Below are 11,900 nucleotides of genomic sequence, written 5' to 3' on the forward strand. Positions count from 1 at the left end.
CGGTCAGCCTTGCTGTGATTGCGGCAGTACTTGCCCCTCGCGGACCACTAGCACAGCGCATGGCGCCTCGAGTAGAAGGCGCTGGACCTGAGTGCCCAACACCAGCTTGCCGTGATTGCTGGCTTCAGAAAGCCCAACGATGATGAGGCTGGCGGCCTCCGTCTTCGCGGTTCCAGAGATGAGTGCTGCCAGGTCTTCTGAACGGGTATTGGGTACTACGGTGAAAGCGATCTCCTCTGCCTCCAGCCGCATACTCAGTTCATCGATCTCTTGGTCCAAATCTTCATTGCTGATTTGTGAGGAGGGCCGGTGCAGTACGGCGAGGAGCCTACCTCCGAATTCTCGAACGTATGCTATTCCGGCGTTCAAGGCCGCTTCACCTTCGGGGCCGCTGTGTACTGGAACCACTACTGTCATGGCATTTCCTCACCTCGAAATAGCACACCCACGGGCTGCAGCCGATGAGTGATCTTTCACCCAAGACTACTTCCAAAGAACGCTCTTTTTTGGGACACCGGCTAATCAACCTGAAAGTGCATGTTCAGCCCACGGCGGCAGCACGCTCGAGGAAATGGATTCTGCCAGGAGGAGCGCAAGGTTGTGAAGAGGTTCTGCTTCCAAGGCTTGGTGGGCGCGCGCTGCTGCGAGCGTATTCGAACCCATCCACCACGCGAGGTATGCCGACGCTCCAAGAGCGTGCGGATCATCTGGTTGCGCATAGGCCGCGCATTCATCGAAGAGATTGCGCACAATCGTGCACTTCCTCGCAGCCGGGCGGAGGTACATGATCTCACTCAATCTAGACGTGAGAGCCTCACGAGTGACGGACTCCAAAGGTAATGCTCCCCCAGGCGACAATGCGTGGAGAAGTACGCGGTCACGGACGCCATCAAGTGCGAGCGCGGCGTTAGCTTCACCCGCCAAACCCGCCGCTACATCACTTATGGAGGCATCAAGCATTTCGAGGAGTTCGGTCCAAAGCCGGCAGCCCGCTAGTTCAAGTTCATGTGAGTTCGTATCAACCCATCGCAGCCCTGCCAGCCGTGCGACTTCCAGTTCTTGTTCGGATTTACATGCAACTAGAGTGGGCGGCGGAAACTCTTGCGGAGAGCTGCCAGCAAATACGAGTGCTGCCGCCACCTCGCTTGCTTCGAGCACCTCCCACCCACGCACATCATCGGGCCGTTCGAGATCCACCCAACCGCTTGGACGCGCACGAAAAGCGCGTATCTGGCCCGGGAGATCTTCACACAGGGACCGGAGCGATGATTCAACTTCGATGTGCGCACCACCCGAGAGATGGCTCGGTTCGGCATCAAAGAAGGCCAAGACCCCGCACGTCACACGGCACCTGTGCGCTGCTTCCCGCAGCGCATTCGATAGGGTCGCAATGTCTTCAACTTGGGTGAGATCAACGGCTACCATCGGCCCAATGCAAGCGGCCCTACCTGTGGAATCGGAGCCGCGATGGTCAAGGCTGAGGAGGATAACGTGGTGACGTGGCTGATACCCGAGGAGATGCGGGATCAGGATGAGGGATTCTTCAAAAGTGCGCAGCGTAATTGTGTTCATAGGTCAAGCCCACCATGCGCGAGGCAAAGCTGAGGTGCCCATATTTGCAGTTGTGGAGCGTCAGCGATTAAGGCCTGTTTGTGGAACTCAGCGCGCCCCACAAGCCGCGCGATTCGACAACTGCTGTGCCCACCGCTCGGGTTCCTGACGTAGACACCAATGGCCACCCAGTAGGCTTGAGAACATGACTGTTGACTTCACCTCGTTCAAAGAAGATGTGGCTGCGGCCCTCGTGGCCAACATGGACTCTGTGTCTTGGATGGCTAATACAGGTCTTGAGGACGTGGCACTTCACCAGCTCATGGCACCCGCTCGTTCCCTGCTCTCTGAAGGAAAGCGAACGCGCGCCACTCTGGTTCTGGCAGGGTACTCGTGTGCCTTCTCCGGCGCGAGCCCCGCTGCCATTCACGCTGGCGCTGCGATGGAGCTATACCAAGCATCAGCGTTGGTTCACGACGACGTCGTCGACGATTCAGACGTTCGGCGCGGAATGCCTGCCGCCCACAAACGATTTGCATCCGACCACGCAGAGGCGGGCTGGCGTGGATCGGCAACTGACTTTGGAACAGCTGCCGCGATTATGCTTGGCGACCTTCTCCTCTCCCAGTCGATGGTTGAATTTGCCCGCACAAGCGAATATGTGCCGGCACAGGTCTTCACACAGGCCAGCCGAATCTTCCACACGATGAGCGCAGAAGTGGCCTATGGCCAGTTCCTTGATGTTCGCGCGGAAAACATGCATACAAACTCCGTTGATCAGGCCATCAGCACGGCGCTTTCGGTCATTAACCACAAGACAGTGCGATACTCCATCGAAGCCCCCTTGACGATCGGCGCAATCTTGGGCGGAGCCGATGCGGAACTCCTTCATGCGCTCGGCGAGATCGGTACGCCACTCGGTGAGGCATTCCAGCTTCGCGACGATGATCTGGGTATCTTCGGAGACGAAGCCACCACGGGCAAACCTGCCTGCGGAGATATTGCCGAGGGAAAACGCACGGTACTTCTGGCACTTACGCTAGATGCGGCTTCCTCGGCCGACGCCGAATGGATCGAAGGGATCTGCGGCAACGCGCTCACCGCAAGCGATGTCATCCGGGTGCGCTCCATTGTTGAGGAAACCGGTGCCCGACGCGCTCACGAACAGATGATCGCCGAACGGGAGCTCGCTGCCAATTCGGCAATCGCCGAACTCTCTCTACACGGTGCCCGCCCCGCAGGCGTGGAGATGGTGGAAGCTATTGCATCCGCTCTGGCAGCGCGCGCTTCCTAGATCGGAACTGACCAGCTCCCTCAGATATGCAAATAGTCACAAGGAACCGAACGTTCTTTATAAAAAACCAATTGGTTTGTTAGCTTGTGCGCATGACTGAGATTATCTCCGCCCCACCACGCGCCGGACGCAAGGAATGGTCAGCACTTGTCGTGCTGATCTTGGCTGTGACACTGCTGGCCATCGATGGAACAGTGCTCTACATGGCTGTTCCGGCCCTAACTGCCGACATCGGCCCAACGGCCACTCAAACGCTGTGGATCGGTGACATCTACTCTTTCGTGCTTGCAGGCCTTCTGGTCACAATGGGCAACGTTGCAGATCGAGTGGGCCGTAAGCGGTTGCTTTTGATTGGCAGCGTGGGCTTTGGCATCGCCTCAGCCATTGCCGCATTCGCACCGAACGCCGCAGTGTTGATCGCTGCCCGGGCACTGTTGGGCGTTGCAGGAGCAACGATCATGCCCTCGACCTTGTCTATCATCCGCAACGTTTTCCTCCACCCTTCAGACCGTTCGCGAGCGATTGCCATCTGGGCGGCTGGCGCGACGGCCGGTGGCGCAATTGGCCCTCTTGTCGGAGGGTTTCTGCTGGAGCACTTCTGGTGGGGATCGGTCTTCCTCATCAACGTACCCGTCATCGCCCTCATCGTTATCCTCGGCGTCATGCTGTTGCCCGAGTCTCGAAATGGAGAGGCAGGGCGCATCGATGTGATCAGTGCCGGCCTTTCCGTGTTGGCTATTGTTGCGGTGGTTTACGCCATCAAGCACGCCATAAGTGACGGCATTGACGTTATCGCAGGTGGCGCGGTAATACTGGGCCTGATCGCGGGCTTCCTGTTTGTCCGCCGGCAGCGCCGCTTGGAGACTCCATTGGTGGACATCTCACTGTTCAAGATTCCCGCCTTCAGTGGCGCAGTCTCATCCAACGCATTGGCAATCTTCGCTTTCTACGGACTGCTGTTCTTCTTCTCGCAGTACCTGCAACTGGTTCGCGGATACTCGCCGCTGCGCGCAGGCCTAGCCGAAATGCCAGCAACCATCGCTTCAATAGTGGTGATTCTTATCGTGGCGAGAGTGCTGGCCCGGCTGGGGCAAGGGCGTGCTATTGCTTTGGGCCTGATCATCGGTGCTATCGGCCTGGCAGGATTGGGCTTCAGCGAAGGCCTGCCTGGATATATCGGTTTGGGTATCTCACTGGCCATCATTGGGCTCGGCACAGGTCTAGCCATGACCCTTTCCACTGATGCCGTTGTCTCAGCGGCACCACCTGAGCGCGCTGGCGCCGCTTCGTCGATCTCAGAGACGGCCTATGAGTTGGGCGTGGCATTAGGAATCGGAGTGCTGGGTTCGCTCCAGACGGCCCTCTATCGATCGACTCTGGTTATTCCGCAAGGCACCAGTGATACCGTTGCGGAAGCGATGAAGGACTCTCTTGCCAACGCCGTGAGCACCATCGGCTCATCTAACGCGGAACTGCTAGACATTGTGCAACATGCGTTCACACACAGCATGCAGATCACCGCTGGCATTGCGGCCGTCCTTCTGCTCATTGCGGCCACGATGGCTTGGCGGCTCATCCCCTCCACGCCAACCACGAAGGTTAGTACTCATGTCGAACACTGAGAACCTGGAAAGCCAAGATGCGACCCGGGACAAGGAACGCACCCGGCGCGCACTCATCGATGCTGCCGCACAACTGTTCGCAGAAGAGGGCGCCGGAGTGAGTTTGGCGGTTATCTCCACCCGCGCAGGAGTATCTAAGGGGGCGCTGACGCACCATTTCCCCAACCGCAGCGACCTTGAGATGGCAATGCTGGAGGACGTTGCGCAGCGGTTTTGGGATGAGGTGCACGCTCACGTGGACCTTTCGGAGAATCGCCCAGGCAAGCTGATGCGTGCTTACGTCAGAACGCTGACCACACAGAACGAGGTAGTCAAGCAGATCTTCTCGCCCATGTCCCTCATGCAAGTTCTGGGGAGCAAACAACCAACGTCAGAACTGCTAGAACGGGACGCCGCTATGTGGCGGGAAGCTTTCGCTGCTGACGGCCTCGACACCCAAACCACGCTGACTGTCCGTTTTGCTGCCGAAGGTCTGGCCGGATCGGTGGGTTCCTGTTACGTCACAGCGGACGAACTCGCCGTGGCACGGCGCCGACTCTTGGAACTCACAGAAGGCTGACCTAGCACGGAATCCGGCAGCTCTCACCAGGGAGGGCGCTAGGACGTGAGAATAAGAGGGCCACGCCACCACCAAAGCCGGGCAAGCAAAGCCAGCAAGCAAAGCCGCTAAATGGCGAGCATCCCTGCCGCGATTCGCACTGCGTGCACCTGCCCATCAAGAAGGGCTTGAATAGGTGAACGGCCAAGTGTCGGCTCTTCAGTGAGCATCCATTCCACCGATTCGTCTGGACTCAGCCCGCCGTCGTGAAGGGTCACGAGCGTACCGTGTAGCGACTCAACAGGGGCCGGATAACCATCAATCGTGGTGAGGAAGACCGCCGGAATCATGAGGGCGCGGTTCTCCCCGCGGCGAGCCGCCGCCAAGTAATGATCAGACAAAAGAGCCCGAACCTCACGTTGGCGCACATCAAGGATTTCGGCAACCTCGGGGATTGAGAGCCACTGGGCTTGTGGAGTTGTAGTCACCCTCTCAGGCTATAGTCTCTGGCCCACCCCGGGAAACTGACCAGCCCGTATTGCGTTCAATGCAACGTTTGTCATTGCCAAATCATGCGGTTCTTCGCAGAAGACTGAGCTGAGCTCTACTTTCACCATTTTCACATCTTCACCATTTGTCACTTTATAAACTCGTGTAACATCTACATATACAGTCCACGACAGTCCAAAACAGGTCATAGTGGTTGGCACGTGCCATTACCACTTGGAGGTCACCATGCAGGCATCCCGCATCATTCGAACGTCAGGAGCGGTTCTTGCCGCTACCACCACACTTGGAATGGTCGTGCCAACGGTGGCCGCGCAGGCCCCTGTGCTTCAGGACGATTCGGCCCGTCAGACCACGTCTGAGAAAGCCACCTCCGTCACAGACATGAACTACCGCGTATGCGAAGGTGACACTCTCGAGTCCATCGCACAGTCCACTGGCACCGCGGCCGCGGTCATCGCCTACGCTAACAAGCTAGTCAGTTCAGCAATCAGGACTGGTCAGCACCTGTCGATCCCCGTGCCAACCGCGCAACTCGTGGCAAGCAAGACCACTGCCGTCACATACGTTGTGAAGTCGGGCGATACACTCTCAGGTATCGCCAAGAAATACGGAACTACCGTTTCCGCGATCGCTTCCGCCAGCGCAGTCACCAACGTCAACCGCATTTCTATCGGCCAGAAGCTCACTATCCCAGGAAAAACAACAACCTCTTCGTCCACGCCGACGTCGAACACCGCAGCGTCGTCGAACACCACTAGTTCCGCGACGGCGTCGCAAACGTACGTTGTCAGGTCGGGCGATACACTCTCAAGTATTGCCAAAAAATACGGAACAACCGTTTCCGCGATCGCCTCCGCCAGCGCAGTCACCAACGTCAACCGCATCTCTATCGGCCAGAAGCTCACTATCCGAGGAAAAACTACAACAGCTTCGTCTACGACGACGTCGAACACTACCTCTGTACCAAACACGTTTCTTGGCTACACATACTCCTCGGGAACAACGGCAGCTGCCAACCAAAACAAGGCAGCCTTGAACGCGATGACCGTGCCCTCGCGGGCGAATATGCAGACAATGGTTCGCCAAGTGGCTATCTCAATGGGCGTTGATCCAACGTTGGCGCTGGCGCATGCGTACGTAGAATCAGGGTTTGATGCGCGTGCGGTCTCTCCCGCCAATGCTGTGGGAGTCATGCAAGTTATCCCATCATCGGGTGTATGGGCGTCACAAATGGTGGGCCGCGAACTGAACCTCTTGGACCCGTATGACAACGTTGTGGCTGGGGTCGCGATCATCCGATACCTTGACCGGAACGCTAGTTCGAAGGACCAAGCGATTGCGGGATACTACCAGGGCCTCGCAGGGGTCAAAAAGAACGGGATGAAGTCGGACACCGTGGCATACGTTGCCAAGGTCAAGGCTGCCATGGCGCGATTCTGAGCGGGAACACTCTTCCACTCCTTAGTGTACGAGACCGCAGTGCGCGGCCCCCTGTTTCGCCACCGTGGCGCGTGAACGCATACCTAATGTTGCCGAAAAGGTAATCTTGGCCTGTGGTGCAAACAGATTCCCTAGTAGGCGTGGTTGTGGATTCCCGCTATGCCGTGCTCCAGCGGGTTGGCCGCGGCGGCATGGCAACGGTGTACCGCGCCCGGGACAAGAGGCTGGAACGCGACGTCGCGATCAAGCTCCTTCATCCGCACTTGGCTGATCAGCCGGATTTTTCCGCACGTTTCAACAAGGAAGCCCGCGCTGCGGCCCAACTCTCCAGTCCATACGTTGTTGCCGTGCACGATCAGGGAATGTGGCAAAACGCCGCTGGACTCCAGCCCTACCTTGTTATGGAATACATCCCTGGCCCGGACGTTCGCTCTGAACTTGCCCGATTGGGAAGCCTCAACCTGGGAACAGCCCTTCAGATCACCGAACAGATACTCAAGGCCTTGGCAGAGGCTCATCGTATGGGCCTCGTTCACCGGGACATCAAGCCGGAGAACGTCATGTTAACCAGTCCCCTCCCGCCCGTGAGCGTCTTCGAACGCCCTGAGATTCACGCGAAAGTGGCTGACTTCGGGTTGGTTCGCATCGTCTCATCTACTTCTCATTCGTCGGCCGTGATGGGCACAGTTGCCTATATGGCTCCCGAGGTGGCCTCCTCCGGCGTCGTGGAAGCGCCGGCCGACATCTACGGTGTTGGCATCATGCTGTATGAGTTCCTGACCGGACGTGTTCCATTTGCTGGTGAAACACCCATCGCTACCGCATACCAGCACATCAACTCTCCGGTGCCTCGCGTGGCCCAACAAGCCTCATGGCTGCCTGCGGCCGTCGACTCACTTATTGGGCTGTTTGCCGCAAAGAATCCGGCGGATCGCCCCGCTAACGCTACGGCGGCACTTGAGGCACTCGAAGCAGCTCGGGCATCAGTGCCGGAGGAAGATCTTGTTCGCCGAATCCCAGTGATACCCACGATTCCGGCAAGCGCGCCCGTTGCCGCTGATCACACCCTCATCATGGGCCAAGAGCAGCCTCCTTCAGAGCATCGAGATGAAGCCACTGGCCACACCAGAGCCCTCACGCTATTTGATGCGGACCACCCGCAGCCCGCTGCTGTGGCCGAAGGTTCTCCCCCTCCGCCACCAGGTGCGCCGCGCCGGAGAAAGGCCACGCGGCTGATTCTCGCGATCGTGCTGGTAGCTCTGATCGCTTGCGCCACAGCATGGTATTTCCTGGCCGGTCCTGGGCAGCGTTTGGCGATTCCCGATGTTACGGGTCAAGAGTATTCGGCAGCTGAAAGCACGCTAGTGAGTGAGGGACTGAGCGCTGCGCGTGAAGAGGCGTTTTCCGACGACGTCGCCGAAGGCTTGGTTATCTCCACAGACCCAGATGCCGGCACCCGCGTCCCAACTGACCAAGTTGTTACTCTCACTGTTTCTTTGGGTGTTGAACAGGTCGAAGTCCCAGATCTTTCGGGCAAGACGGAAGCCGAAGCTCAACAAGCGGTTGCCGAGTCACGCCTCACATACGCCCACGCGGAGTCCTATTCAGAGACCGTGGAAGAGGGCTACGTGGTGGTGCAAGACCTCGAGTCAGGAACGTTGGTTGATCACGACTCCACAATTACAGTGACGATTTCGCTGGGCCGTGAACCTATCTCCGTCCCATCCGCGGTTGGTTTGAGCAAAGCCGACGCGGTCGCGGCGATCGAAGGAGCAGGTCTTTCCCCAACCGCGGCGGAGGCGTATTCGGATACCGTGGCCGCCGGAACTGTCATCTCGCAAGATCCCAGCGAGGGCACCCTCTTCAGAAACGATCCCGTGACCATCACTGTGTCGCTTGGGCCCGAAATGATTGATGTACCCAATGTGATCGGTCGGACCAAGTCGGACGCGATCTCGATTCTCACAGACGCCGGATTCACAGTAAAGAGTGAGAACGCGTTGAGCGTCACTCTGGGGCTTGTCTACTCGCAGTCTCCCAGCAGTGGAAAGGCCCCCAAAGGCAGCGTCATCACAATCTCGATTGTCTGACGGCGCTATTGTCTGAGGACTCGAGAATCTGAGGACTCGAGAATCTGAGGACTCGATAATCTGAGCGTCGGGTCCCGCCTCGCAACTGGTAGCGAGACCCGACAAGGGCATCTCAGATCTCGATGTGCCGCAGCTCTTCCGCCACGAGGAACGCCATCTCCAAGGACTGCTGGTGATTGAGGCGTGGATCAACTAGGGTCTCGTAGCGTTCAGTCAAGGTGTCCTCGACGATCTCTTCAGACCCGCCCAGAATCTCGGTGACATCATCGCCAGTGAGTTCGACATGGATACCACCAGGATGTGTACCCAGTTCGCTATGAACAGTGAAGAATCCCTTGATCTCGGTGAGAATGTCACCCAACCGGCGGGTCTTCAAACCGTTCGACGCCGTGATCGTGTTGCCGTGCATCGGATCTGTCACCCAGGTGACTGGCCGCCCATCTGCCCGCACTGCCTCAACCAAGGCAGGCAGTTTCTCTGTGACAAGGCCAGCACCCATGCGACTGATGAACGTCAGTCGGCCGGGTTCGCCCTCTGGATTGAGCTTGTCGATGAGGGCAATAGCCTCTTCAGGCTTCGTCGTCGGCCCCAACTTGACTCCGATTGGATTGCGAACGTGAGAAAGCAACTCGACGTGGGCGCCCTCCAAATCACGCGTGCGCTCTCCAATCCACACGAGATGTGCGGATGTGTTGTATGGGAGACCGGTGCGTGAATCTATGCGGGTCATCGCTTCCTCGTAGGGAAGGAGGAGCGCCTCATGCGAACAGTACAGGTCCACTGTGCGGAAAGAATCATGGGAGACCCCTGCAGCGCGCATGAAGCGCATCGCCCGATCGATCTCACCCGCCATCGCTTCGTATTGGCTGTAAGCCGGATTGGCCATGAAGCCCTTGTTCCATTCGTGCACCTTCGTCAGGTCCGCAAAACCACCAGTGGTGAATGCGCGCACGAGGTTCAAAGTGGCAACCGAGTGCTGGTACGCGGAGATCAAGCGCTCCGGATCCGGAATGCGAGCCTCCGGCGTGAACTCGTGCCCATTGACTGCGTCGCCCATGTAGGAAGGCAACGATATGCCGTCACGAGTCTCAATGTCGTTTGACCGAGGCTTAGCAAACTGACCCGCCATGCGCCCGATCTTGACCACGGGTACGGAGGCTCCATATGTCAGCACTACCGCCATCTGGAGAATTGTGCGAATTCGCGCCCTAATTCGATCCGCACGCACGTCAGCAAAGGTTTCAGCGCAGTCTCCACCCATAAGCACAAAGGCTTCACCACGGGAGGCCTGAGCCATCTCTTGCTTCAGCTTGTCCGATTCGCCTGCAAAGACGAGAGGTGGAAGGGTGCGCAGATAAGCAACAACTCGATCCAGTTCGTCTTTGTCTGGCCAAGCAGGCTGGTGTTTGGCCGGCTTATCGCGCCAGGCCAAGAGTGCAGCCAACGTTTCCTCATCTGCGTCGTCAAACATGCATCCGATTCTATCCGTCTGCCGGATGCCGGAATGACACGTTCCGCCAGACGGATGCTGGGATCCTCACGTGCATTGTGCACGCAAAGATCCCAGCATTCCTCAACCAAGAGGCCGTGCTCGTGGACTCATCACGCGCTTCTTCAGCGTGCCTGAACCGTTTGACCGATCGATGCCATGGTTTCAGTGAACCAACCCTGCGTGACGTCGAAGGCCTTGGCTCCCTTGATCCGCGGGAACGCAATGTTGGTAAGTACGTCACCATTCTCTTCATCGTGGCCGATCACGCCCGGCTTTCCAGCCAGTGCGCACTCCACTGCGAGGTCAACCATGCCCTTGATGAGCCGGAGGTCATCTGCATTTGCATGCCATGCGCGGGAGAAGTATCCAGACTTCTGAACCATGACCTTTTCAGCGCCAATACGGTCAGCGAACTGCTTAGCAAACCACTGACCAGGGTTGATCGTGTCAAGTTTGACGTGACCAAACGGATCGCGCTGAACTTCTTCGCCGGCAGCTTCCTTTTCAGCAATGATCTCATCCACACCAGCACCCTCGGAAAGGAAGATGTTGACGTTGCCGATTTCATCCATGATGGCGCGGAGGCGTGTGGCTTCCGCATCCAGATCGATGGACATCTCTGGCAGGTACACCGCGTGAACGTCCCAGCGCTCTTCAGATAGACCGATGGTTGGTGCCCACTCCTGCTTGCCAACCCACTTGTGGTAATCGTAGGCGGACTGAGCGGTCAGGTAACCGCAGTTGCGGCCCATGACTTCATGGACAATGAGCATGCGCGGGTTTGAACGGTGTTCGCCAATGATGTGCTGCGCAAAATCTGCCGCTTCTTCTGCCGCAGTCCATGCACCCAGTGACTGGCGAATAGGAACGATGTCATTGTCGATGGTCTTGGGCAGACCCACAACCGTCAACTCATAGTCATGATCGTGGAGGTAGGCGGCGAGGTCAGCTGCGGTGGTGTTGGTGTCATCGCCACCGATAGTGTGGAGAACATCCACCCCGTCTTTGCGCAACTGCTCAGCGGCGACTTCGAGGGGATTCTCGCCTTCCTTGACCAGACCACGCTCAACGAGGTTCTTGGCATTTGTCAGCTTCACCCGGGAGTTGCCAATGGGCGAACCACCGAAGCGATTGAGAATGGCTGCATTCTTGCGTGCCTCGTCATCTACAAGAACATAGTTGCCGGTCAGAAGACCGTGGTAGCCGTATTGGTAGGCGATGATCTCAACGTCTGGAGAAACTTCGTTGTAGCGCTCAATGAGGCCACCGACAGCAGCGGACAAGCAAGGTGCGAATCCACCTGCAGTGAGGAGAGCGACGCGGCGAACAGTCATCTTTAACCTTCCCTAAGGTCGTGTTCGGT

General features: G+C 57.8%; 10 protein-coding genes. 5 read left to right on the forward strand and 5 right to left on the reverse strand.

All coding sequences use genetic code 11. The features are described from left to right. Window positions 1-3: 3 nt before the first annotated feature. A complete protein-coding gene (locus H2O17_RS07115; protein ID WP_182049059.1) occupies window positions 4-417 on the reverse strand; it encodes a universal stress protein in 414 nt (137 codons plus the stop codon). Window positions 418-522: 105 nt separating this feature from the next. Then, complete coding sequence (locus H2O17_RS07120) at window positions 523-1,572, reverse strand: DUF4192 family protein (RefSeq protein WP_182049060.1); 1,050 nt, start codon at window positions 1,570-1,572, stop codon at window positions 523-525. A gap of 184 nt (window positions 1,573-1,756) precedes the next feature. On the opposite strand from H2O17_RS07120, the gene H2O17_RS07125 reads away from it, so the two are divergent. From H2O17_RS07125 to H2O17_RS07135, 3 genes are all read left to right on the forward strand, one after another. Beyond that, complete coding sequence (locus H2O17_RS07125) at window positions 1,757-2,845, forward strand: polyprenyl synthetase family protein (RefSeq protein WP_182049061.1); 1,089 nt, start codon at window positions 1,757-1,759, stop codon at window positions 2,843-2,845. Window positions 2,846-2,937: 92 nt separating this feature from the next. After that, on the forward strand, window positions 2,938-4,467 hold the full coding sequence (locus H2O17_RS07130) for an MFS transporter (RefSeq protein ID WP_182049062.1): 1,530 nt from the start codon (window positions 2,938-2,940) through the stop codon (window positions 4,465-4,467). Further along, on the forward strand, window positions 4,454-5,026 hold the full coding sequence (locus H2O17_RS07135) for a TetR/AcrR family transcriptional regulator (protein WP_182049063.1): 573 nt from the start codon (window positions 4,454-4,456) through the stop codon (window positions 5,024-5,026). The genes H2O17_RS07130 and H2O17_RS07135 overlap by 14 nt, the downstream gene beginning before the upstream one ends. 107 nt (window positions 5,027-5,133) lie before the next feature. Here H2O17_RS07135 and H2O17_RS07140 read toward each other — a convergent pair whose 3' ends face one another. Then, window positions 5,134-5,493, reverse strand: a complete 360-nt coding sequence (locus H2O17_RS07140; protein ID WP_182049064.1) for an Rv2175c family DNA-binding protein — start codon at window positions 5,491-5,493, stop codon at window positions 5,134-5,136. Between the two features lie 247 nt (window positions 5,494-5,740). Between H2O17_RS07140 and H2O17_RS07145 the strand changes: the two genes are divergently transcribed. Then, window positions 5,741-6,955 carry a lytic transglycosylase domain-containing protein gene (locus H2O17_RS07145; RefSeq protein WP_182049065.1) on the forward strand — a complete coding sequence of 405 codons (1,215 nt, stop codon included), beginning with the start codon at window positions 5,741-5,743 and terminating at the stop codon, window positions 6,953-6,955. A gap of 113 nt (window positions 6,956-7,068) precedes the next feature. Further along, window positions 7,069-9,045, forward strand: coding sequence for a Stk1 family PASTA domain-containing Ser/Thr kinase (gene pknB / locus H2O17_RS07150; protein ID WP_182049066.1), 1,977 nt, complete (start codon window positions 7,069-7,071; stop codon window positions 9,043-9,045). A gap of 112 nt (window positions 9,046-9,157) precedes the next feature. Here the strand turns inward: pknB and H2O17_RS07155 are convergent, their stop codons facing one another. Further along, window positions 9,158-10,516, reverse strand: a complete 1,359-nt coding sequence (locus H2O17_RS07155; protein WP_182049067.1) for a class II 3-deoxy-7-phosphoheptulonate synthase — start codon at window positions 10,514-10,516, stop codon at window positions 9,158-9,160. Window positions 10,517-10,659: 143 nt separating this feature from the next. Beyond that, window positions 10,660-11,871, reverse strand: a complete 1,212-nt coding sequence (locus H2O17_RS07160) for a pyrophosphate--fructose-6-phosphate 1-phosphotransferase (RefSeq protein ID WP_182049068.1) — start codon at window positions 11,869-11,871, stop codon at window positions 10,660-10,662. Window positions 11,872-11,900 lie beyond the last annotated feature (29 nt).

The sequence above is a fragment of the Changpingibacter yushuensis genome (genome assembly GCF_014041995.1).
GTDB classification, from domain to species: Bacteria; Actinomycetota; Actinomycetes; order Actinomycetales; family Actinomycetaceae; genus Changpingibacter; species Changpingibacter yushuensis.